Raw genomic sequence first — 23,896 nt, 5'->3', positions numbered from 1 at the left:
TGGATAACGTGGTCTGGCGGCTATTAAAAAAATCCCGGGAAATCTTCCGGGGGTTTTCTGATCTCAAAACATGAAATTTCCGCGCGTCAGCCTTATCAGAATGCCGCTTCAGCCTGCATTGCGCTCAAAGTGGCTATTTACAAAGGCGCGGCAGCGTGGCGAGATCGGATCGAGAAACACCTGCTCCGGCGAACCGGACTCCTCAATCATGCCCTGGTGCAGAAACACCGCTTTGTTCGACACGTCGCGCGCAAAGCCCATTTCATGGGTGACGATAATCATGGTTCGTCCCTCTTCCGCCAGACTGCGGATCACCCGCAATACTTCGCCCACCAGCTCCGGATCCAGCGCGGAAGTTGGCTCATCGAACAGTATCGCTTTCGGCTGCTGCGCCAGCGCCCGTGCAATCGCCACACGCTGCTGCTGTCCGCCGGAAAGCTGCGACGGCCAGGCGTCGCGTTTTGCATAGAGTCCCACTTTATGGAGCAGCGCTTCTGCTTCTTCAATCGCTTCTTTATGGCTGCGCTTCTGCACATGAACCGGCGCTTCAATGATGTTCTGCATCACCGTTTTATGCGGCCACAGGTTGAAGCTCTGAAATACAAAGCCGAGCTGCATTCGCATCAGCTTGATGCGACGGCGCTGCTCGCGGCTCAGTTTTTCGTCGGCGTTATCCAGCGTGACGTTCACCTCGCCTACCGCAATTTCACCCGCCTGTGGTACTTCAAGAAACGGGATGCAGCGTAACAGCGTACTTTTGCCCGACCCACTGGCACCAATCAGCGATATCACATCGCCATCCTGCGCGGTCAGGCTGATGTCGTGCAGCACTTCGTGTCCCGCATAACTCTTTCTGAGATGACTCAGCATGATGGTAGGTGCGGTCATGAGCGTGCTCCAAAATAGTAAGGTGATAAGCGTCGTTCCAGCATCGATACGCCTTTGCTGACCAGCATGGTGAGTATCAGGTAGATCACCGCCGCGCTCAGGAACACCTCCAGCGCCCGGAAAGTGGAAGAGACTATCGAGTCGGCAATGCCGGTCATCTCCATCAGGCTGATAGTGCTGACCAGCGACGTTGCTTTGATCATCGAGATGATCTCATTGCTGTAGGCCGGCAATGCCTGTCGAATCGCAATCGGTAAGGTGATGCGGGTAAAGATTTTATACGACGACATGCCTGAGACTTTAGCGGCCTCCAGCGACTGCTGACTGACGGCACGCAGCCCGCCGCGCAGGATCTCCGAGGTATAGGCGGCATCATTGAGAATCAGCGCCAGTAAGCCGCACCAGTAGGGATCGCGCAGCAGCGGCCAGAACAGGCTTTCCCGCACCGCCGGTAAACTGCCCAGGCCGTAATAGACCATAAAGATCTGGATCAGCAGTGGCGTACCGCGAAATAGCCAGACGTAGAAGCGACAGAAAACGCTGCCGACACGCGTCATGCGCAGCAGGTTAAGCAGCAGCGCCAGCACGCCGCCGCCAAAGAGTGAGAGCAGCGCCAGGTTGATGGTCAGCGGCAATCCTTTCAGCAGCGCCAGCAGCGTCTGCTGTAAAAACATCATATCCACGTGGACTCCTTACCCCTTCACGCGCTGTTGACCGCGCATCGCAAACTTTTCCACGTAGCGGAAAACCATATCGGAACAGGTGGTGATAATCAGGTAGATCACCGCACCCACGCTGTAGAAGAAAAAGGACATCTGGGTGGAGTTGGCTGCGGTGGAGACCTGGTTCATCGTTTCCACCAGTCCGGTTACCGAGACCAGCGCCGACTCTTTGATCACCGATTGCCACTGGTTGCCCATGCCGGGCAGCGCAGTGCGTAACGCCTGCGGCACGATAATGCGGCGAAACATCATCAGCCGTCCCATGCCGGTCACGGTCGCCGCTTCCAGCGTTCCGCCGGGAATGGCGTAGAAAGCGCCACGGAATACCCCGCTCTGATAGGCACCGGAGATCAGACCGATGGCAATCGCGCCCGCCACAAAACCGTTCACATCAAACGGTCCCTGGAAGCCCAGCGCGGTGCCCACGGTGGAGACCACCTGTCGTCCACCGAAGTAGAAGAGGTAGATCACCAGCAGTTCCGGCACGCCGCGAAACAGTGTGATATAGCCTGCCGCCAGTCGCTGCTGCCAGCGTGAACCGGCAATCTGCATCCAGCAGAGCACGCTGCCCAGCAACGCACCCAGCAGCCAGGCGCATAACGACACGCTGACGGTGACGGCGGCGGCATTAAGCAGCACGCCACCCCAGCCCTCATCCCCGAAGCCCAGTATCTGCCAGTCAATATTCATCAGCATCAGCGGTTACGCTTTCGGCGCGACATCTTCGCCAAACCATTTGATCGACAGTTTGCTCAGCGTCCCATCTTTGATCATGGAGTCCAGCGCCTGATTCAGCACCTGCTGCAGCTCACTGTTGCCTTTACGCAGACCAATCGCCGAGCCTGCGCCCAGCACGCCACCGGAGAAGCCATAGCCGCTGCTGCTGATCGCCTCAGCATGTTTTTTCACAAAGGCGTTGAGGTTGGTACGAGACGCCATGACGGCATCCACCCGGCCATTCATCAGGTCGGCGAAGGTTTCAGGACCCGCCTGATAGGTGCGGATAGTGGCAACGTCGCCCAGGTATTTCTGCAGGAAATCCGCCTGAATGGTGGCGACCTGCACCGCGATGGTTTTCCCTTTGAAGGTGGTTTTCAGATCGTCGATCGCTTTTTTCATGCCGGCGTCATCATCCGCCGTCACAATCGTGCCGCTGCCTGGCAGCGTGGCCAGCGGGCTTTTTTTCGCAGTCACAAAGCTGGAGACGCTGACGGTGTACTGATGGGTAAAATCGATCGCTTCAGCACGTTTTGGCGTTACGGTCACCGCATCGATCACCGCATCATATTTACCGTCGATAAGACCCGGGATCATGCCCGACCATTTCTGGGCGATGATTTCATATTTAAAGCCAGCACGTTTAGCCAGCTCCGCCACCATATCCGGCTCATAGCCGACGATTTTGCCGCTCGGTGTGGTCTGGTTGAACGGAGGATAAGCCGCTTCAGTCGCAAACTTCAGGGTGCCGAAATCTTTCGCCTGGCTGAACGCGGAAGTGGCGAGCAGTGCCACGGTCAGAGAAGCCGTGAACAGGCGGTTACGCATCATCATATAAACCTCATTTATTTATTATTAAGAGAGTAAATCAATTGCAAGGCGGGTCAGCGCCTGCGTCCCGGCGGTAATGCTGCGTTCGTCCGGCTGATAGTCGGAGTTATGCAGGTGATCGTCACGGCCCGGCGTGGCCGATCCAATATGAATCTGGCAGCCCGGTACCCGTTCCGTGAACAGTGAAAAATCTTCGGCACCAAAGCTGGCGCTGGGCTGCGCGATGATGGGCTTATCAAACTGATGCGACAGAATCTGTTCCAGTGAATCGATCAGGCGATCGTCATTCATCAGAGGCGGGACACCACGCTGGAAGTTAACCTCCACCCGTACGTTTTGCGCCAGCGCCACCCCTTCGCACATCCGTTTAAACGAGGTTTCCATAGCAGCGCGTACTTCCGGCGACTTAGTACGGATGGTGCCCTGAAACAGGCAGCTATCGGGAATGATATTGTGGGTGGTACCACCCTGAATGTGCCCGATGGTTAATACGGCGGAGTGAGCGGGATCGCGTTCACGCGAGATGAGGATCTGTAGCTGGCTGATGAGATGCACGGTCGCGATGATAGGATCGGTGCCCATGTGCGGACGTGCCGCGTGGGTCGATACGCCATGCACCGTAACGTCGAATTCATCGCTGGAGGCGGTGCTGGCCCCGCGCGTCAGGGCGACTTCTCCCGCAGCCAGTTCAGGCTTGTTATGCAGGGTCACGGCCCAGTCGATGCCATCTGCCGCGCCGTCCGCAATCATCGCCTCAGCGCCACTTTCTGGCGTCTCTTCCGCGGGCTGGAATATCAGCCGGACCCGGCCTTTGAGTTGCTGACGATAGTGCGGCAGGATCGTTGCCACACCCAGCATCGTTGCGGTGTGAATATCATGCCCACAGGCGTGCATTTTTCCGGGATAGCGGCTGGCAAACGGTAAACCGGTCTGCTCATGGATCGGCAACGCGTCCATGTCGGCGCGCAACAGCAGCGTCTTACCCGGCTCTGCGCCGTCGATATCCACCACAACACCGCTGCGGCCAACGCCGGTGCGGGGATTAAGTCCCAGCGCCTGCAGATAGTCTGTGACCAGACTGGCGGTGCGCAGCGTATCAAAGCCTAATTCCGGATGCGCATGGATATCACGTCGAATCGCCACTAACTGCGATTCAAGTTCATTAACTCTGGCTTTTATTTCCCCGGCCAGTCGTGCTTTTTCCTGATTCATAGCAGCCCCGGCAATATGCGATCGGCACTCTGCTGCCGACCGCTATTTTAATCTCATCCTGATGGCGGACGTTGATGACCGTTTATTTATTCACAGCACGCGACAGAAAGCAACGCGCAACAGCCTGCTCTACATACTTAAAAATCAATAAGATAGTGTTATTTATTGGAAACCTGTATGAGATAACAGCAGATCAGCAATAATATTAATAATCCGCCACACGACATTACTTTCCCTACTGTCACTGAGGTGATATTGCGCTTTTATCCGGAGAGGGAATAAAGAAGTCTGCCAGTATTTCCGCTAATTTCTCGGGTTGTTCGTCGGGAATAAAATGGCCGCAGTTGAGAACAGTTTCACTGCTTACCTGATGCGCTACGGTGCGCAGCGGGGTGGCCATATCGGGTATCGATCCCTGGTCGGCACTGACAGCCAGCAGCGGTAAAGTCAGTTTGCCTTTTAACGCGCGCTGTCGATTCTGCTCTGCCGACTGTGCGAAAGCGCGGTAAAAAGCCAGTCCGGCCCGCAAGGCCCCGGGCTGCTGAAAAACGCGCAGATATTCATGACGGGCCGCCGCATCTATGCGATGTGGATTGGCTGACTTACGGTTAAAAAACCAGTCGAGGTAGATCGCCTCTCTGCCAGTGATCAGCGCTTCCGGTAAATCATCCACACAGTGAAATCCAAAATGCCAGGTTTTCCAGGCGCTATCACCCACCATTGGCAGTAAGTCAGGCAGCGTGATACCGGGAATGCCGCCATCCAGCAGCGCGAGACGGCTGACCTTTTCGGGATGGCCTGCCGCCAGTGACCAGGCGACCCACGCCCCGATATCATGCCCGGCCAGATGAAAGCGTTCGATACCCAGCTGGTTCAGCAGCGCCAGTATGCGCTCTGCCACGCTGTCAGTGTCGTAACCACTGGCAGGAAAGTCAGAATCACCCTGCCCTGGCAGGTCGGGTGCGATCACCTGAAAGCGGCTGGCAAGCAAGGGAATAACCTCCCGCCAGGCATAACTGCTTTGCGGGAAACCCGCGAGCAGAACCACAGCCTCAGCGTGTTCACTGCCTGCGCTGAGGTAGTGCAGCCGCTGCGAGTCAATGTTAATAAAGTGGTGCTGGTAGAGTGGATATACGCGCATAAAACCTCCGGATAATAAGGAAACGATCGATTCCTTAATGTGTAAAAAATTTAGTCGAGTATCTTTAGCGCCAGGGGGATGATGCTGGCATCGGGCCGGGTCGCAGCAACTTTACCGGCGACCCGCATCCCCAGCACGATGCAAAGCATCAGCGAAGCGGTGGCCTCTCTGTCCAGTGCAGGATTGACCGAACCATCCTGCTGACCCAGGCTGATTATCTGCTGCAGATTCTGCTGGTTGCGTATCAGCGCCGCGCTGACGGCTCCGGCAAGTTCCTCATCCAGAGTTTGCAGCTCTAAGGCGCTGACAGCCACCAGACAGCCGCGCTCACCTTCTACATCGCGCACTGAATCCACATAAAAATTGAGTAGCGCCGCCAGTTGCTCACGGCCATTTTCACATTGCGCCAGCCGCGCGGCTAAACTGCTGTTACGCATTGAGAGATAGCGAGCAAAGACGTTTGCAAATAGCGTGCGCTTGTCGGTAAAAGCTTTATAGATGCTGCCGGTAGTGAGCTGCATAGCCTGGCCCAAATCGCCGATCGAGGTGGCGTGATAGCCCTTTTGCCGGAATACCAGCATTGCGCTGTCCAGTGCCGCATCGGTATCAAACGCCCGCGGTCGTCCCCGCTCTTTATAACGGTTATCGTTCATCGCTAACACCATTAGAGAATGATCATTTCCTTTAAGATAGACTGATTTGTCCCGCAATGAAAATCTTTCTCCCTGCAGCTAAACAATGCATCAAGACGCTGATACGCATTTCATAACCGTTATCCAGACCCTTCCCCCCCTCTGACCTGACGCAAAGCACTGAAGCTTAAGCCTCATCTATACTGCAGCTTATCTTTGCTGAAGGAGCCCAATCATGGGACTGAGCTGGTTTACCCTCTGGCCGCCACTGGCACGCGTGCTGTTTATCCTCGCCTGTCTGACCATTATTCTGACCGGCCTTTATCTGGCAGCACCGCTGATCAATCAGGTCCTGCTGGCGATGTTACTGGCCATCATGCTTGATCCCCTGATTACCCGTCTGGAAAACAAACGCATACCGCGCATCGTCTCGTCACTGCTGGTGATTATGCTGATGCTGTTGATCATGATGGTCACTATCCTCAAGTTAACCGTGCTGACGCCCGATTTAATGCAGCTCAGCCGTCAGGCGCCCGTGCTACTGGCGGCCCGGCTTGAACAGCTGACGCTGGCCTTTGCCCGGCTTGATATCGGTATGACGCCCGACCAGTTGCTGACCTTTGTGGATGCGGGTGCGATAGTGCGCATCGTCACCGCGTTTCTGACGCAAATCCCTGGCGTCATCTCATGGTGGATCATGGTGTTCCTGATGCTGCTGTTTATGCTCTATGAGATGCCGCTGCTGAAAGCTGCACTGCAACAGCGGGTAAAGGGAAAACATCAGGCCTTTTATCTGGCGCTGCAGGAGGGAATTCAGAGCGTGATTGTGTATGCCAGAGTGAAAACGCTGACCAGTATTCTGGGTGGGTTAATCGTGGGCGTCGGTGCGCATCTGATCGGGCTGAAGTTTGCCTTTTTCTGGGGCGTGCTGATGTTCATCTTTAATTACGTGCCGGTGCTTGGCTCCTTTCTGGCCGCGATTCCGCCGGTGATCCAGAGTTACATCATGTTTGATTTACAGATCGCGCTGGCGGTAGCAGGATTCTTTGTGGTGCTGAACCTCTGTCTGAGTTCGGTGATCGAACCATTGCTGATTGGGAAGCGACTCAATCTGGCGCTGACCACGCAGTTGCTGGCGTTTCTGTTCTGGCAGGCGTTACTGGGGATTACGGGCGGGATACTGGCTATTCCACTGACCTATCTGATTAAAAAGGTCCTGCTGGCGAGCTATCCGCAGCAGGACCTGGAGGCAGAATTAACTCAGTGATGGCGTCTTCACCCGCCATGCGCGGGTGAGGCGTTTTTCAATCTCAACTATGATGAAGATCGCGATACTGACAATCAGCGAAATCAGCCAGTAGTTGATCGGCAGTGGACGGGTACCAAACAGCGTGTTCATTAATGGCACATAAATAATGATCGCCTGAAGGACAATCAGTACCAGCGTCACCAGCCAGATACCGCGATTTTTCAGCAGACCGCGATCCAGTGAGAAGCCATCAGAGTTACGGCAGTTAAGCATGTAGGCCCACTGCGCAGTCACCAGCATCTGCAGCAGCACGGTACGGATAAACTCGGCACTGTAGCCACGCGGTTGCAGCCAGGCTTCCAGCACAAAGGCACTGATTGAAATCAGCAGACCGACAAACACCACGCGCCAGATAGCGTAAGCGTCCATCACGTGCGCTTTAACATTGCGCGGTGGCCGGCGCATCGCATTGGCTTCAGCAGGCTCGAACGCCAGACCAAACGACAGCGTGGCGGATGTTGCCATGTTCATCCACAGAATCTGTACCGGGGTTAACGGCAGCAGATTGCCCATCAGAATCGCGATAATAATCAGCAGACCCTGTGCCAGGTTGGTGGGCATAATAAACAGGATGGTTTTCTTGAGGTTGTCGTAAACCCGACGTCCCTCTTTGACTGCCGCAGCGATGGTGGCAAAGTTATCGTCGGCCAGAATCATATCGGCCGCCTCTTTTGTCACCTCGGTGCCTTTGATACCCATCGCAATACCGACGTTGGCCTGTTTCAGCGCCGGAGCATCATTGACGCCGTCGCCGGTCATGCCGACGATCTCGCCGCTCGCTTCCAGCGCTTTCACCAGACGCAGTTTGTGTTCCGGGCTGGTGCGGGCAAAAATGTCATAGGTTTTTGCCGCGTCCGCCAGTTCGGCGTCACTCATGTGTTCAAGCTGGTAGCCAGTGATAGCAGCCTGGCTGTTGCCGATTCCCAGCATCTGACCAATCGCCATAGCGGTTTCCTGATGGTCGCCGGTGATCATTTTGACGCGAATGCCCGCTTTCTGGCACTCGTCAATGGCGGCAATCGCCTCGGGACGTGGGGGATCCATCATACAGGCCAGACCCAGCAGCACCATGTCACTTCTCAGATCGGCATGATCCAGCGCGGTAACGGGTGCAGAGGTTCTCTTCCAGGCGGCGGCAACGGTGCGCAGCCCTTCGCTGGCGTAGGTGGTGATGGCGGCATCCCAGTACGCACGGTCTATCGGCTCTGCACCCTCCGGTGTTTGCTGCTGCTGACATAGCGTCAGCAGCACGTCTGGCGCACCGGTCAGCAGCACATAAGATTCGCCGTTTGCAACACAGCTGACCGACATATATTTATAGAGGGAATCGAACGGCAGCTTGCTCACCACCTCAACCGGCTGAGGTGTCGTCTGACCCTTCGCCGCCAGCACCTTCAGCGCGCCTTCAGTCGGGCCGCCAACAATCGTCCAGTGTCCCTGACTTTCCTGACGCAGCTGGCTTTCATTACAGGTGTCTACCGCATGCAGGAACTGCTGAAACAGCGGATCCTGTGCCGCAGAGAGTCCACTTGCGTCGCCCTGCTCAGCAACAATCTCCCCTTTGGGTTCATAGCTGTTTCCGCTGACGCGCCAGCGGCTCTTCGCCAGCACCACCGCTTTCACCGTCATCTCATTCATGGTGAGCGTGCCGGTTTTATCGGAGCAGATCACCGACATCGCGCCCAGGGTTTCAACAGTCGGCAGCTTACGGATAATCGCCTGGGTCCGCGCCATCGACTGCACGCCCAGCGACAGGATGATAGAGATAATGGCAGGCAGACCTTCCGGAACCGCAGCAACCGCCAGGCTGATGACGGACAGCGAGAGCTCGCCCGGTGGAATGTCACGCAGCAGATAGCCGAAGATAAACAGGGCGACCATCATCAGCAGGATGATGAAAAAGATCGCTTTACCGAGTTTGTCGATCTGCACCAGCAGCGGGGTTTTAACCTCTTTTATGCCGCTGATCATTTCGTTGATATGGCCCAGCTCAGTATCACCGCCGCTGGCGATCACCACGCCTGCGGCGGTGCCGGAACTGACGGTAGTACCTGAAAAAGCCAGGTTCAGACGGTCGCCCAGCGATTTTTCACCGCTCAGCGTATCGGTGTTCTTCGACACCACCGTCGACTCCCCGGTGAGAATCGCCTCTTCAACCCGAAGATTATTGACCTCAAACAGTCGCAGATCAGCCGGGATTTTATCGCCGGGGCGTAACATCACCACATCACCGACCACAATATCGCGCGTCGCGACCGTGACCTGTTTGCCATCCCGCACCAGCATCGCTTCACTGGCAAGCATGTTCTGAATACTTTTCAGTGACTTCTCGGCATTATTCTCCTGAATAAAGCCGATCAGGGCGTTGATAACGGCCACGCCGATAATGACAAAGGTATCGACCCAGTGACCCATGATCGCGGTGATCACCGCCGCGGCCAGCAGAATATAGATCAGCACATCTTTAAAATGCGCGATGAATTTGAGCAGAGCCGATTTCTCAGCTTTTTGCGGAAGGGCATTGGGACCGTGTTTCTGCAGGCGTTCCTGCGCAGTGGCGGTGGATAATCCTGCTGATGAGCTCTGCAGTTCGGAGAATATCTCTGCCACACTACGCTGATACCAGGGGCGCTCAGATAAAGCAAACGCTTTATCCTGCTTATCATTATTTAGCATATATAAACCTCGTGCCATTTAGCGATGAAATAAAGGCGCAATTAAAAGACATGCATTTTGCAGGCAGCCCCTCCTGCAGGTAATGACCGATATCATATTTACGTAAGAAACGTCTGACGAATAACATAAAATGGCTAAATTAAATCTAACCTATATTATGAGAATGACAACGTTGTTTTTGTTTAGCTAAGGTTTAAGTATGCTGATGCAGTGTGCATCGGTTTATACTCTGGCTCGCAAAAGGAAACTCTGATGAAAAAACAGAGCATTATCATGCTTTGCGGTTTCGTTATTCTCGCGGTCGCCGCAACGACTCTGGTGGGCTTACTGACCTGGCTGGTGGTCTCTCAGATGGCGGCGTAAGCCGATTCAGGCGAAGCGGCCCTGCCGCTTCGTTAAACTTATATGACGAAGATTAAAAATAAGTTTATCCCGGTCGCGATAAGCATCAGGGTTTATTACGCCTTAATGCTTATCAAACCGCAGTTTAAAAGCTGATGTTAAGGCGAAGAAAATGATTAAACGCAAGGTTATCCTCATTTTGCTCTGTTGTTTTTTTATGACAGCGTGCGATGAAAAAAAAGAACCGGATGCTCCCCCGCCCCGCGTAATTAAAGTTTTCACCCTTGAGTCGGACATCGCTCAAAATATCCGGGTATTTCCTTCGCGTATTCAGGCGGGTGATAATACCGATCTTGCGTTTAAACGGGCAGGCCAGCTGGTCCAGCTTGATATTCGTGACGGAACGCCCGTGAAAGCGGGACAGCTTCTCGCTACCCTGAATGATGCAGATGCGAAACTACGGGTACGCGACCGCCAGACTGCACTGCAACTGGCGGAGCGACAATTTCAGCGCTTCAATACGCTGGCCCAGCGCAGCGCCGTTTCAAAGTCTGAAATGGATGTGCAGCGTGCTAATCGCGATGCCGCCGCGACTGCGCTGAAAATCGCACAGGAGGAGTTACAGTTTCTTAGCCTTCGCGCGCCGTTTGATGGCGTGATTGCAAGGGTACAGGCGCGTAATCATCAGGTCGTGGCCGCCGGACAGCCCATTGCGCTGCTGACCCGTGCCGATCTGCTCGACGTCATCTTTACGCTGCCCGAAACCCTCTTCACCAGCCTCGATATCCAGAATATTAACTATCAGCCTGAAGTGCAGTTTAACGCCCTGCCAGGCCGCTTTTTCACCGCACAATATAAAGAGCACACCAGCCAGACGGATGCCGCCACGCTGACCTATCAGGTGGTGCTGACCATGCCGCGTCCGGCTGATCTCCCTGGCGTTGCCGGCCTCAGCGGCTCGGTGCGCGTCAGGCTGCATAACCTGCCAAATGCCCCTGCCCAGCCGCTTCTGGTCGTGCCTGCGGCGGCGGTGTTCAATCCCGATCGCAGCCCCACCAATCAGCCGCACGTCTGGCTGGTTGAGCAGGATGGCGAGGTGCTGCGCATCAAAGATCGACCTGTCGAAGTGGGTCGTCTCACCGCCCAGGGCATTGAAATCATCAGCGGGCTAAAGCCGGGCGACCGTATCGTTGCCGCCGGAGTGGGTGAGCTGCGTGACGGTGAAGCGGTGCGCATCTGGCAGCGCGAGCGGGGGTTATAATGCGTATTCAGGAGCATTTTCTTGATAAACCCATTCGTATCTGGATGGTCATTCTGCTGCTGGGCGTGGGCGGAATCTATGCGCTGCTCAACATTGGCCGCCTCGAAGATCCGCTGTTTACCATTAAGTCTGCGGTTATTGTCACCCACTATCCCGGCGCGTCCGCACAGCAGGTTGAAGAGGAGGTAACGCTGCCGCTGGAGAATGCGCTGCAGCGCCTGCCGTCGCTGGACAATGTCACGTCCATTTCTGGCAATGGCCTGTCGCAGATTACCGTTAATATTCATACCCGCTATCTGGCCGATCAGCTGCCGCAAATCTGGGATGAGTTACGTCGTCGGGTCGGCGATGCGGCCCGGCAGTTCCCGCCTGGCGTTCAGGCCCCGCTGGTTAACGATGATTTCGGCGATGTTTACGGCTACTTCTTCGTCATTCACGGTAAAGACTTTACCAACAGCGAACTGCGCAACTATGCCGATCAGCTGCGGCGCGATCTGGTGCTGGTGCCGGGTGTGGCTAAAGTTGCAGTAGCGGGCGTCGAGCAGGAGGAGATCCGCATCGCTCTCTCCGCCAGCAAAATGACCGCCTATGGTATGACGCCGCAGCGCGTCGCCGATCTGCTGAGCCGGAATAACAGCGTTGCCAGTGCCGGAACGCTGCGGGTCGACAGCGAATCGATCCGTTTTCATCCCACCGGCGAACTGCAGACGCTGGACGATCTGGCTAATCTGCCGATTCTGCCCGCTGGCAACCCACAGAACGTGCATCTGCGCGATATCGCCACCCTGACGCGTGGCGTTACCGACAATCCCGCCAATATCTACTTTGCAGACGGTGAAGCGGCTCTGGCTATCGGCATTTCGTTCGCGCCTGGCGTCAATGTGATTGATGTTGGCGACGCGCTTTCCGCCCGAATGGCGCACTACCAGCAGGATACGCCCGCCGGTATCAGTCTGAAGGTGTTCTATAACCAGGCCCATGAGGTGAAACAGTCGGTTGATGGCTTTATCCTCAACTTCCTGATGGCGCTGGCGATTGTGGTGGGAACGCTGCTGCTGTTTATGGGCCTGCGCAGCGGCATGGTGATTGCCGCCTCGCTGGCGCTTAACGTGCTTGGCACACTCCTGATCATGTACCTGTTTAAACTTGAGCTGCAGCGGGTGTCGCTGGGCGCGCTGATTATTTCGCTCAGCATGCTGGTGGACAATGCCATTGTGGTGGTCGAAGGGGTCAAAATCGATCACCAGCGCGGTCACCCTTTACAGCAGGCCATTGCCCGTATGGTACGGCGCACTGCCCTGCCGCTGCTGGGTGCCACGGTGATTGCGATTCTCGCCTTTGCGCCGATTGGCCTGTCGCAGGATTCGACCGGCGAATATTGTAAATCGCTGTTCCAGGTGCTGCTGATTTCACTGATGCTGAGCTGGGTCACGGCGCTGACCTTAACGCCGGTGTTTATCAACTGGAGTGAGAAGCGCCGCAGCACGGCTCAGCCTGAGCAAACCGAACCCTCCACGCCTTATCAGGGCATCGTATTTCGGCTCTATCGTCAGGCGCTGGGCGGCCTGCTGCGTTTCCGCCTGACCACGCTGACGGTAATGGTGGCACTGCTGGCTCTGTCGCTATATGGCTTTACACTCGTGAAGCAGAACTTTTTCCCCTCCTCCAGCACGCCGGTCTTTTTCACCGATCTCTGGCTGCCCTATGGCACCGATATTCATTACACCGCGAATACGGCGGCGGATATTGCCAGGTTCATTAACCAGGATCCTGAGGTCGCAGCCACGGTCACGACGGTGGGCCAGGGCGCTCTGCGCTTTACCCTGACCTACGACGCGGCACGGCAGTACAGCAACTTCGCCCAGATTATGGTGCGGGTTAAGGATGGCCGACAGCTTGATGCGCTGGCGCTGAAAACCGAGGCCTATATTGAGCAGAACTTCCCACAGGTGAATCAGCGCATTAAACGTATCCAGTTTGGCAGCGCCAGTGACAGCGCCATTGCCCTGCGGGTGATCGGCCCCGATCCCGAAGTGCTGCGCCACATCGGCAGCCAGCTGGATGCCATTTTCCTGGCGGATGGCTCAACGTTTCCGGTTCGCAATGACTGGCAGGAGCGCAGCAAAGTGATCCGCCCGGTCTATTCGGCGCTGCGTGGTCAGGAACTGGGTATCGATAAACGTGACATCGATCAGGCGCTGAGAATGAATTTCAGCGGTGACGCGGTGGGCATTTTCCGTGACGGTTCGCGGCTGATGCCGGTGATGCTCTATCCGGCTGATGAAGAGCGGCAGAGTGTCGATCACATCGAGAATATTCAGCTGTGGAGTGCGGCCCTGCAGCACTTTGTGCCCCTGAGCAATGTGATTTCTGACTTCCGGCTGGAGTGGGAGAATCCGCTGATTATGCGTCGCGATCGTACGCGCGTGCTGACGGTGCAGACCGATCCCGATCCCGCTTCAGGGTTAACCTCGGCACAAGTGGTGGCGCGGGTTCAGCCACAGATCGATCAGCTTAAACTCCCGGCGGGCTACCGGCTTGAATGGGGAGGTGAGCTGGAGAGTTCACGTGAAGCGCAAAGCGGGCTGCTGAGTTCGCTGCCGGTGGGATTCCTGGCGATGTTCATCATTACCGTGCTGATGTTTAACTCGCTGCGCGACGCCGTCGCTATCTGGATCACCGTGCCGCTGGCGCTGATTGGCGTCACCTGTGGCTTTTTGTTCACCGGTATTCCGTTTGGCTTTATGGCGCTGATTGGGCTGCTGAGCCTGTCGGGCATGTTGATCCGTAACGGGATCGTGCTGATTGAGGAGATCAGGCTGTTCCGGCAGGAGAAATCGCTGCAGCTGGCGATTATTGATGCGGCGACCTCACGTCTGCGTCCTATTCTGCTGACCGCCTTCACCACGGTGCTGGGCCTGCTGCCGCTGCTGCGCGACGTCTTTTTCCAGAGCATGGCGGTGGTCATTATTTTTGGACTCGGGTTCGCGACAGTATTGACCCTGCTGGTGCTGCCGGTCATCTATCGTTGCTTCCATGGCCGGGAGGCGCGCGGTGAATAAGAGCGGACTGGCAATGCTGAAGACGCTGGCCTGTATCACCGCCGTCTCGTTTTTCACGCTTTACCAGAGCTACGACAGCTACCATTACGACATTAATCTGACGCTGAACGTGCTGAGTTTTGTTTCGACGATCGCCACGCCGCTCTATTTTCTGCTCAGCGGTTATATCGACGCCGGTGAGCTGCATACGCCCGCGTGGCAGCTCGGCAAAATTCGCCGCATTCTGCTGATTTTTATCTTCTGGTTCAGCTTTTTCTGGTTTGCCGGGATGCATCATAAGGGCTATCTGATTCAGCCGTGGTTTGTAATTGCGCTGATTGTGATTTATGTGTCGCATCCGCTGATTGACCGACTCATTCAGCGGCCTGGGCTGATGGCATCGGGGATTTTACTGCTGCTGGTGTTAGCTTTTGCCTATGACCTGCTCGCCAGCCTCTACCCGGGCCAGCGGGCCTTATCGCTGCTGCCGCAATACCGAATCTGGACCTGGGTGCTCTACTACCTCACGGGTCGGCTGATGGCCGCGCCGCGCGTGATGCAGTTGCTGACATCACCCAGAGTGATAAAGATTAGCCTGCTGCTGCTGCCCGCGGTTTATCTCTTTACCTGGCTGTATGAGCGTCATTACTTTCTTGCGCGCTTTCTGGCGACCCATAACGATGTGGTGCTGACGGGCTCGCAGGTTTATCTGCTGGTGGTGCTGATTGTGATCAGCATTAACGCCATTCGCCTGCCGGAAAAAGTCCAGTGGCTGACGCCGTTTCTGACGACCCTGGGGAAGACCATGACCGGCGTCTATATCCTGCACTATCTGATTTTTGGCCTGCTGGCGGCGGCAATCCGCATCCAGACGCTGGGCGATAAACTGCTGGTCATCGCCCTGACGTTAATCTTCTCAATGGCGCTGTCACTGCTGCTGTTGCGCATCCCCGGCGTCAGTAAGCTAATCAGCCTGTAGTCGCAGGGCGGCTCGTTCGGTTGCCGCACGACGAGTGGCAAGAAACTCAGCCATTTTCGCCCGCGCCTGCTCCACTTCCTGTGGCGATGCGGTATGCGGCGAACCGCTGGTAAACGGCGGTTCAGGATCATATTCCATCTGCAGCTGAACCGATTTCGCCACCGCGTCACCCGCAATTTCTGCCACCAGCGTCAGGGCAAAATCGATGCCAGAGGTCACGCCTGCGCCGCTGATACGATTGCGGTCGCGCACCACCCGTTGACTAACCGGCTCCGCGCCCAGTAGGGCCAGCTGATCGATGGAGCTCCAGTGCGAGGTCGCACGATATCCCTTTAGCAATCCGGCGGCCCCCAGCACCAGCGAACCGGTACAGACCGACGTAACCCACTTCGCCTGATCGGCCTGCTGGCGAAGGAAATTCAGCGTGATGTCATCCGACATCAGGGCGATCTGTCCTGGCCCGCCAGGCACACAGATCACATCCAGTGGCGGACAATCTGCAAACGTAGTGGTCGGCAATATCGACAGGCCGCGATCGGAACGCACCGGCTGAAGATCTTTCCAGATGAGATGGCATTCGACACCAGGCGTGCGCGCAAACACCTCCCACGGGCCGGTCAAGTCGAGCTGAGTGACATCAGGGAACAGCAAAAGACCAATCTGTAGCGGACGATTCATGCGTGAACTCCGGGCAGGTGATGAAACGCCATCATGCCGCGATGCCCGGTCAGATATCAATCCCGGCTACCGGAAACTATTTCCAGCGTATCCACCAGCGATGAGGGTAATATCTGGCCGTGACTCTGACCGGCATAACGCGTCAGAATCAGTCTGGCACCGCTCGGGCGCAGGATGTCGGTAAGCGCGCGCTCTTCCTGCTGAAGATCGTCAGAGTGGCCGGTTCGGCGTTCGGTGATGCCATCGCCCTCCATCAGATAGAGCGACAAATGTTTTAGCGGTCCGGCGTCGGCGCGTCGGGCCAGGGTAAGAATGCGCTGATGATTCCAGCTCAGCGAGGGAGCGGCCGCAAAATAATGGCTGAACCAGGCGGCATGAAAGAAGGTGTCCAGCACGAACAGTCCGCCGTAGGAGTGACCCCAGAGCGCACGCCGCTGCGGATTACTGGGCGCAATGCGTTCTGCCCACGGGACAATTGTGTTCAGCAGCAGTTGACGAAACTGATGGCTGCCTCCGCCTTTGCGGCCATGAGGCTGAGTGACCAGAGTATCAGGCGCATCATTGGGTGGGGTGTAGTCGTAATTACGCGCCACCACATCAAAGGGCAAATGGGTGTCGTAACCCACCGCGACCAGCACTGGCGGCGTGCCGCTGCTCAGCTTTTTAAGCAGAGGTTCTGTCAAATGTGCCATCGCCGCATTGCCATCCAGTAGCCAGAGCACCGGATAGCCGCCTGGCGGCGCATCGCTTTTGGGGATAGCAAGCCACACCCGATAGTGCCGTTCCCCATCCTGTGAGACAAACTTTTTACTCTGGAAGCGATACCAGGCGGAACCTGTGTCGGCGATGTTCTTGCCCAGCGGACGCATATCGGGTCGGGCAATGGCCGGAACGGCGGTTAAACCGGCTGTCATCACGGTCAGCAGCATCAGGAGGAAACAGGTACGGATAGTGTTCATTCAGCAATCCCTGCAAGGTTATCGGGCTAATCACGCCTGAGAGAGTGCCATCCTGACAAATTTTCACCGCGATAACATCCCCGCTTTTGCCGGGGTTAATAACATCCTCAGGGCACGCCGAGAAAACGCAACAGCGCCGTCATCGCCGCCGCCCCCAGAATAATCATAATCAGCGGCGCACGACGCCACGCCAGCAACAGGGCAAAGCCCACGCCCGCCACCCGTGCCACACCGGCAAAATGCTGGCCTTCAAACAGCGTGGTGGTGGCCGCTACCGCCAGCAGCAATATCGTGGCGGCGTCGGAGAGCATCTGCTGGGTGCGCTCGCTGATCGGCAGACGGTTTCCCAGCCTGACGCCTGCAAACCGCATCAGATAGGTTCCGGCAGCCAGCAGGGCAATCCCGGCGATAATCATTCCCTGATGTGTCATTTGCGCGATCTCCATGTCAGCAGGCCCAGCAGTGAAAACAGCACCGGCATGCCCGCCGGAACCAGTGGCGTCGCCAGCAAGGAGAGCAGCGCGCCGACGGTCGCGGGGATCCGGGTGCGTCGCTGGCGCAGCGCCGGGAAGATCAGAGCAATCAGGATCGCCGGAAACACCGCATCCAGTCCGATCACCGAGACATCAGGAATAAACTGCCCGATTGCTGCCCCGATCATGACGCTGACCGGCCATATCAAGCCGATACCGATACCGCACAGCCAGTAAGCACTGCGGCGCTGCGCCAGTTGCGGCTGAGAGATCCCAAACACCACACTTTCATCGTTCATGATGTGACAGCCCAGCCAGCCTGACGGACCCTGCCCCACCAGATCCTTGACCGCGATGCCAAACGGCAAATGACGTGCGTTTACCAGCAGGCCCGCTGCGGCGGCGGTAAATGGACTGCCGCCACCGGCCACAATGCCGATAAACAGGAACTCCGACGCCCCCGCCAGCACCAGCGTTGAGAGCGCCAGCGGCACCCAGAGCGGAAACCCGTCGGCCGACGCCAGCGAGCCATAGGATAATCCAACAATTCCATCAGCCAGGCAGACCAGAAAAATCGCTTTGATAACCCCTTTGTCCAGCAACTGCATTTGCGGAAAAAGCATCACTCTGTCTCATAATGAACATATAATCCGATATAATGAACACTGCGAAAACGTTTTACAAGATGAACGTTATGTTCGATATAAAAAACATTCAGGTTATCAGGAGTGCGTTTGAATACCCCTATCAGCATTATTGCCAGTGCCTTAGTACGTGAACGTCAGCGAGCCGGTCTTTCACTGGCTGAAGTGGCGCGCCGCGCAGGGATCGCCAAATCTACGCTGTCACAGCTGGAAGCGGGTAATGGCAATCCGGGCATTGAAACCCTGTGGTCGCTTTGCGTAACGCTGAACATTCCATTTTCACGTCTGCTGGAGCCGGATGCGCGTCGTCTGCAGGTGATTCGGCGTGGAGAGGGCCTGACGGTAACCGCCGATCTGGCCGATTATCAGGCCGTTTTGCTGGCCTCCTGCCCGCCCGGCGTTCGGCGTGATATCTATCTGCTGGAAGTTCAGCCCGGCAGCGAACGCATTTCCCAGCCCCATATCCCCAATACCATTGAGCATATTATTATCGCTAAAGGGCGTGCGCTGGTGGGCCCGGTCGACAGTGCGGTGGAGCTGGATGTGGGGGATTACATTACCTATCCGGGCGATGAGCTGCATATCTTTCGGGCGCTGGAAGCCGATACGATGGCGCTGCTGGTGATTGAGCACAGCTGATCACTGTTTAGTGAGCTTCTGCAGGGTTTCTGCGGGCGTGAGGTGAGTGATTAGCTGCACCTCACTGCTCAGCCTGATCTCCGGATAGTGCTCGCGCATCCCTTCCAGCAGCACCTCATCAGGCCATTCCTCCTGTTTCCCCAGCGTCGCGGCGACTTCGCTTAAGCGCAGCGTGTCGACCTGCGTCACCCACACGATTACCGCGTCCGTTTCATCGTGCTGATTCACCAGTCTCAGCGGACCCATGGTGATATCGCCCTCCTGCCAGCGAATCGTCGAGGTTTTCTCTCCGGACCTGACGGCTGGCATCAGACGCGGGACAAGCGTGAGTTGTTGCATTTCCACTCCCTTTTAAACGCTCATTGGTACCCACAACAAAAACACAAATCAGGATTGAAAACAAACACACTAATGTTATGTTATAACGTATCTATAATCCCGTTCTTACAGGTAACATCATGACACTCTCTGCTCTGACATCCGACGATCCCCGTCTGCCGGTTGCCGTTCTCTCCGGCTTTCTCGGTGCCGGTAAAACTACCCTGCTTAATCATATTCTGAACAACCGCGAAGGACGGCGGATCGCGGTGATCGTCAATGATATGTCTGAAATTAATATTGACGCTGCGCTGGTGCGCGATGGCGGTGCGCAGCTCTCCCGCACCGATGAAAAGCTGGTCGAAATGAGTAACGGCTGCATCTGCTGCACGTTGCGTGAAGATCTGCTGCTGGAGGTAAAACGTCTGGCTCAGGCCGGGCGTTTCGATCACCTGGTGATTGAGTCTACCGGCATTTCTGAACCGCTGCCGGTTGCCGAAACCTTTACGTTTGAAGATGAAGCGGGTGAAAGTCTGTCAGCCTATGCCCGGCTGGACAGTATGATCACCGTAGTCGATGGCTTTAACTTCCTGCGCGATTATCGCTCAGCCGATGATCTGCAGTCACGTGGCGAATCGCTGGGCGCGCAGGATGAGCGCTCAGTGGTTGATCTGCTGGTGGATCAGATTGAGTTTTGTGATTTGCTGGTGCTGAACAAAACGGACCTGCTCAGCCCGGCGCAGCTGCACCAGTTGAAGGGCATGCTGCAGGCGCTTAATCCGCACGCGCTTATTGTGAACAGTGAGTTTGGGCAGGTTCCGCTGGACTGCCTGCTAAATACCGGCCGGTTTGATTTTGACCGGGCAGCGCAGGCACCCGGCTGGCTGCAGACCCTGCGCGGTGAGCATCAGCCGGAATCGGAGGAGTATGGCATTCGTAACTTTGTCTATCGCGCCCGTCGTCCGTTCCATCCGCAGCGTTTCTGGCATGCAGTAAACCACCAGCTTGACGGCGTTATCCGCTCTAAAGGCTACTTCTGGCTGGCCAGTCGACCGGAATATGCCGCGATGTGGTCGCAGGCGGGCGCGGTGGCACGTCAGGGTTATGCCGGGCGCTGGTGGGTCAGCGTGCCGCGAACTGAATGGCCACAGGATGCGGATTCGCTCAACTTTATCGCTGAACAGTGGCAGGAAGGTACCGGCGATGCGCGCCAGGAACTGGTCTTTATCGGCATTGAGATGGACGAGAAGAGCGTCCGTGCCGCGCTGGATCATGCGCTGCTGACACCACAGGAGATGGCTGCGGGGCCTGAACAGTGGATCACCCTGGCCGATCCGGTGCCCGCATGGTTCGATGAAACCACCGCCTGACGCTGCGGTTGACGTACTTCTTTGACTTCGCAATAGTAAACGAACCGGCGGGTAGCAGTTTTCCACTAATCCCTGTTCAGGAGAGACCAGATATGCCACAACGTATTGCCGTAATCGGTGCAGGCGTGCTGGGTTTAGCCGTCGCGCAGTCATTGTCGCGACGGGGCGCACAGGTCACCGTCTTCGATAAAAACTATCCTGGCAGCGGAACCAGTCAGATCAGCTATGCCTGGGTCAATGCCAACGGCAAAGAACCCACCAGCTACCATGATCTTAATGCCCATGCGATAGACGAGCACAAGCGCTGGCAGGCAAGCCATCCTGCATCACCCCGATGGCTGCTGGAAACCGGCACGCTGGAGTGGGCGGCCGATGAATCATCCCTGCGCCAGCTGGCGCAGCGCGCAGCAAAGCTTACGACGCTCGATTACCCCGTAGAGAAACGTAGCCGCGCCGCACTTCTGGGTGCAATGCCCGAGTTGCGGCTTGATCCCCGCGTTCAGCACGCCTGGTCTTTCCCGTCGGAGTGTCTGCTTTATCCGAGCCTGTTTATCGCCTCTCTGCTGGCAGAGCTGCGTACCAGTGGCGGGCAGCTGGTCTGCAACAATGAAGTGACGACGCTCACTGAATCGGCGCAGGATGTCCATCTTACGCTGGCCAGTGGGGATGAATGGCGCGGCGATCAGCTGGTACTGGCGACCGGCCGCTGGGCACCGGAACTGATAAGTCAGTGCGGGCTTGAACTGGCGATGACCGATGCGAACCGCGCCGATCCTGTTGCCTGCAGTTTTCTGGCGCAGACCCAGCCTCTGCCGATCCCACTTAAATGCAATCTGATTACCCCGGAACTGAATGTGCGGCCGGATGGCGGTGGCCGTCTGATGCTGCAGGCGCTGGATCTGGATCAGCACGCCGATCCGGCGCGGCCGGTCTCGCCGGATGGACTGATTGGCAAAGAGATGCTGCGTCGATTGCGGCGGCTGTTTAGAAACACGGAAGGCGCGAGAATTGAGCGGATTGAAACAGGACAGCGGTCGCGTCCGTCAGATGGCTTGCCGGCATTAGGCTATATCAGCGAGTCATCACGCGTTTATCTGATGGTCAGCCATAGCGGCATGACACTTGCCCCATTGCTGGGCAGGCTGGTGGCTGAGGAGATGCTGAGCGGCACAGGCTCACCAATGCTGAGTGCGTTTGCACCGCATCGGTTGCTGCGTCCGCTCAGTGCGGTCGCTAAAACAGCGCCCGCTTATCTTCCGTCGGCACAGTAAACACTAGCGACGATTCTTCCAGACGGTCTGCACGTTACAGAATTCGTGCACACCAAAGTGCGACAGCTCACGGCCGTAGCCGCTTTTCTTCACACCACCGATGGTAACGCGCGGATCGGACGCGCCGTTGCCATTAATAAACACAGCACCGACTTCCAGCTGGAGCGCCAGACGATCGGCAATCTCTTCATTACCGCTCCAGACGGTGGCGCTGAGGCCAAATTCGCTGTCGTTGGCGATCTCCAGCGCATGTTGTGGATCCCTGGCGACCGCAATAGCGGCTACCGGGCCAAACAGCTCCTGCCTGAACGCGGTCATGTCGCTGGTGACATCAGCGAGAATGGTCGGCGCGTAGTAGTTACCCTGCCCTGCCACTTTCTCGCCGCCCAGTACCAGACGTGCACCTTCACGCAGCGTGGCCTTTACCTGTCCATCCAGTTCGTCACGCAGATCGGCGCGTGCCATCGGGCCCAGGAAGGTATTTTCATCCAGCGGATCGCCCATGGTGAGTGCCTGGACCGCGGCAGTGAAGCGTTTTTCAAATTCTTCAGCGATCGGAGCTTCCACAATAAAGCGTTTGGCAGCCATACACACCTGCCCGGTATTCTGGAAACGTCCAATAACGGCTGATTTAACCGCTTCATCAAGATCGGCATCCGCCAGCACGATAAAGGGATCGGATCCACCCAGTTCCAGCACGGTTTTCTTAAGTGCTGCGCCCGCCTGTGCAGCGATCGCGGCGCCAGCCCGGACACTTCCGGTAACGGCAACGGCGGCAATGCGGTCATCTTTGATGGCTACGGAGACACCATCGTTGTCAACGTTGATCAGGTTAAAGCCGCCAGCAGGCAGATCGGTTGCCCTGAACAGCTCAGCCATCAGTGTGGCGCTTCCCATGACGTTAGGCGCGTGTTTGAGCAGATAGGTGTTGCCTGCCAGCAACATACTCACTGCGCCCCGCAGAACCTGCCATAGGGGGAAATTCCATGGCATCACAGCCAGGATCACCCCGATGGGACGGAATCGCTGCCACGCATCGGCAATCTGAGTAGGCTGATCGGCAAGCATTGCAGGGCCATGTTCCGCATACCAGTCGCATAAGTTAGCGCATTTCAGAACTTCAGCGCGTGCCTGTGCAATGGGTTTACCCATCTCAAGGGTGATCATGCGGGAAAGATCCTGCTCACGCAGACGGATCTGTTCGCCAAGCTGACGCAATACGCGAACGCGGTCCGTCATGGTGCTGCGTTTCCATGCTGCAAAAGCAGATGCGCTTTCAGTCAGTGTCTGTTCCAGCTCTGCACTGTTCTGCAAAGGATAGCGTGCCAGAATTTCACCAGTTGTAGGGTTACGTGATAAGGCATGTTCAGTCATGGTGCCGTTTTCCTCATTCTGTCAGTGATGGAGAGACGATACGCGCTGTAGTTGATGATGAAAAATGAATAATAGTGAGGAAGTTGTTTATAGATTGAGAATGAATGCGGCTATAGCCGATTAGTCGGTCAGGCAGTGGGCAGATTGCTGGCCAGTTTTTGCTGATGGTCAGCTCATATGAAAATGATGTTACGCCTTAAGTTTTCCACTTATACAGTGAACAGATCCTAATAAACGATCCTTAATAGATCATATAGAGATCCTAAGAGATCCCCGATCGTCGCAGGCCGCACCCCACAAGGGCTGAAAGGGTGATCGCGTTCACTATAATCAGTAAAGTGTTCACTGTAATCAGTACTTTATTCACTGTACCAGGTAGAATGTTCACTGTAAACAGTGCTAATGTTCACTGTAGTCAG

Annotated in this window: 21 protein-coding genes; 7 read left to right on the top strand and 14 right to left on the bottom strand. The window is 56.3% G+C overall.

What is annotated here, in order from left to right:
• Positions 1–108 precede the first annotated feature (108 nt).
• The 7 genes from PAG01S_RS13475 to PAG01S_RS13445 all read right to left on the bottom strand — a co-directional run bounded on the left by PAG01S_RS13475 (position 109) and on the right by PAG01S_RS13445 (position 6,176).
• Positions 109–888, bottom strand: coding sequence for an ABC transporter ATP-binding protein (locus tag PAG01S_RS13475; protein WP_010246775.1), 780 nt, complete (start codon positions 886–888; stop codon positions 109–111).
• Positions 885–1,571 carry an ABC transporter permease gene (locus tag PAG01S_RS13470; RefSeq protein WP_033773652.1) on the bottom strand — a complete coding sequence of 229 codons (687 nt, stop codon included), beginning with the start codon at positions 1,569–1,571 and terminating at the stop codon, positions 885–887. The genes PAG01S_RS13475 and PAG01S_RS13470 overlap by 4 nt, the downstream gene beginning before the upstream one ends.
• Before the next feature lie 9 nt (positions 1,572–1,580).
• On the bottom strand, positions 1,581–2,306 hold the full coding sequence (locus PAG01S_RS13465; protein WP_010246779.1) for an ABC transporter permease: 726 nt from the start codon (positions 2,304–2,306) through the stop codon (positions 1,581–1,583).
• 6 nt (positions 2,307–2,312) lie between these two features.
• The gene (locus PAG01S_RS13460) at positions 2,313–3,161 is read right to left on the bottom strand and encodes an ABC transporter substrate-binding protein (protein ID WP_022624593.1); all 849 of its coding nucleotides are present in this window, start codon (positions 3,159–3,161) and stop codon (positions 2,313–2,315) included.
• Between the two features lie 21 nt (positions 3,162–3,182).
• The gene (locus tag PAG01S_RS13455; RefSeq protein ID WP_062759030.1) at positions 3,183–4,370 is read right to left on the bottom strand and encodes a M20 metallopeptidase family protein; all 1,188 of its coding nucleotides are present in this window, start codon (positions 4,368–4,370) and stop codon (positions 3,183–3,185) included.
• Positions 4,371–4,611: 241 nt separating this feature from the next.
• The gene (locus PAG01S_RS13450; protein ID WP_062759028.1) at positions 4,612–5,511 is read right to left on the bottom strand and encodes an alpha/beta fold hydrolase; all 900 of its coding nucleotides are present in this window, start codon (positions 5,509–5,511) and stop codon (positions 4,612–4,614) included.
• 50 nt (positions 5,512–5,561) lie between these two features.
• Positions 5,562–6,176, bottom strand: coding sequence for a TetR/AcrR family transcriptional regulator (locus PAG01S_RS13445; RefSeq protein WP_062759026.1), 615 nt, complete (start codon positions 6,174–6,176; stop codon positions 5,562–5,564).
• Between the two features lie 202 nt (positions 6,177–6,378).
• On the opposite strand from PAG01S_RS13445, the gene PAG01S_RS13440 reads away from it, so the two are divergent.
• Complete coding sequence (locus tag PAG01S_RS13440) at positions 6,379–7,410, top strand: AI-2E family transporter (protein WP_062759024.1); 1,032 nt, start codon at positions 6,379–6,381, stop codon at positions 7,408–7,410.
• Here the strand turns inward: PAG01S_RS13440 and PAG01S_RS13435 are convergent.
• Positions 7,399–10,128 carry a cation-transporting P-type ATPase gene (locus PAG01S_RS13435; protein ID WP_062759022.1) on the bottom strand — a complete coding sequence of 910 codons (2,730 nt, stop codon included), beginning with the start codon at positions 10,126–10,128 and terminating at the stop codon, positions 7,399–7,401. The genes PAG01S_RS13440 and PAG01S_RS13435 overlap by 12 nt on opposite strands.
• 514 nt (positions 10,129–10,642) lie before the next feature.
• On the opposite strand from PAG01S_RS13435, the gene PAG01S_RS13430 reads away from it, so the two are divergent.
• From PAG01S_RS13430 to PAG01S_RS13420, 3 genes are read left to right on the top strand one after another with little or no spacing between them, the layout of a single operon-like run.
• Positions 10,643–11,731 (top strand): efflux RND transporter periplasmic adaptor subunit, encoded by a 1,089-nt coding sequence (locus PAG01S_RS13430; RefSeq protein WP_062759020.1) that lies wholly within the window; start codon positions 10,643–10,645, stop codon positions 11,729–11,731.
• The gene (locus tag PAG01S_RS13425) at positions 11,731–14,793 is read left to right on the top strand and encodes an efflux RND transporter permease subunit (protein ID WP_022624583.1); all 3,063 of its coding nucleotides are present in this window, start codon (positions 11,731–11,733) and stop codon (positions 14,791–14,793) included. Before PAG01S_RS13430 ends, PAG01S_RS13425 begins: the two co-directional genes overlap by 1 nt.
• Complete coding sequence (locus PAG01S_RS13420) at positions 14,786–15,751, top strand: acyltransferase family protein (protein ID WP_050679232.1); 966 nt, start codon at positions 14,786–14,788, stop codon at positions 15,749–15,751. The genes PAG01S_RS13425 and PAG01S_RS13420 overlap by 8 nt, the downstream gene beginning before the upstream one ends.
• Here the strand turns inward: PAG01S_RS13420 and PAG01S_RS13415 are convergent.
• From PAG01S_RS13415 to PAG01S_RS13400, 4 genes are all read right to left on the bottom strand, one after another.
• Entirely contained in the window at positions 15,737–16,429 is a 693-nt protein-coding gene (locus PAG01S_RS13415; RefSeq protein ID WP_033768726.1) for a DJ-1/PfpI family protein, read from the bottom strand. The genes PAG01S_RS13420 and PAG01S_RS13415 overlap by 15 nt on opposite strands.
• A 56-nt stretch (positions 16,430–16,485) precedes the next feature.
• Positions 16,486–17,388 (bottom strand): alpha/beta hydrolase, encoded by a 903-nt coding sequence (locus PAG01S_RS13410; RefSeq protein ID WP_010246804.1) that lies wholly within the window; start codon positions 17,386–17,388, stop codon positions 16,486–16,488.
• A 107-nt stretch (positions 17,389–17,495) separates the two neighbouring features.
• Complete coding sequence (locus PAG01S_RS13405) at positions 17,496–17,819, bottom strand: AzlD domain-containing protein (protein WP_010246806.1); 324 nt, start codon at positions 17,817–17,819, stop codon at positions 17,496–17,498.
• Complete coding sequence (locus PAG01S_RS13400; RefSeq protein WP_010246808.1) at positions 17,816–18,484, bottom strand: AzlC family ABC transporter permease; 669 nt, start codon at positions 18,482–18,484, stop codon at positions 17,816–17,818. The genes PAG01S_RS13405 and PAG01S_RS13400 overlap by 4 nt, the downstream gene beginning before the upstream one ends.
• 111 nt (positions 18,485–18,595) lie before the next feature.
• On the opposite strand from PAG01S_RS13400, the gene PAG01S_RS13395 reads away from it, so the two are divergent.
• Complete coding sequence (locus tag PAG01S_RS13395) at positions 18,596–19,144, top strand: helix-turn-helix domain-containing protein (protein ID WP_033768731.1); 549 nt, start codon at positions 18,596–18,598, stop codon at positions 19,142–19,144.
• Here PAG01S_RS13395 and PAG01S_RS13390 read toward each other — a convergent pair whose 3' ends face one another.
• Entirely contained in the window at positions 19,145–19,483 is a 339-nt protein-coding gene (locus PAG01S_RS13390; RefSeq protein ID WP_062759019.1) for an ASCH domain-containing protein, read from the bottom strand.
• Positions 19,484–19,602: 119 nt separating this feature from the next.
• Between PAG01S_RS13390 and zigA the strand changes: the two genes are divergently transcribed.
• Entirely contained in the window at positions 19,603–20,832 is a 1,230-nt protein-coding gene (gene zigA / locus PAG01S_RS13385; protein ID WP_010246814.1) for a zinc metallochaperone GTPase ZigA, read from the top strand.
• Between the two features lie 92 nt (positions 20,833–20,924).
• Complete coding sequence (locus tag PAG01S_RS13380; RefSeq protein WP_062759017.1) at positions 20,925–22,103, top strand: NAD(P)/FAD-dependent oxidoreductase; 1,179 nt, start codon at positions 20,925–20,927, stop codon at positions 22,101–22,103.
• A gap of 3 nt (positions 22,104–22,106) precedes the next feature.
• On the opposite strand, the gene PAG01S_RS13375 is transcribed toward PAG01S_RS13380, so the two are convergent.
• On the bottom strand, positions 22,107–23,477 hold the full coding sequence (locus tag PAG01S_RS13375) for an aldehyde dehydrogenase family protein (protein WP_033760838.1): 1,371 nt from the start codon (positions 23,475–23,477) through the stop codon (positions 22,107–22,109).
• Positions 23,478–23,896: the final 419 nt, after the last annotated feature.

Source organism: Pantoea agglomerans NBRC 102470, assembly GCF_001598475.1.
In the GTDB taxonomy this organism is placed as follows: domain Bacteria; phylum Pseudomonadota; class Gammaproteobacteria; order Enterobacterales; family Enterobacteriaceae; genus Pantoea; species Pantoea agglomerans.
The sequence above is the reverse complement of the archived record's forward strand: the minus strand, read 5'-3'. Positions and strand labels throughout refer to the sequence as shown.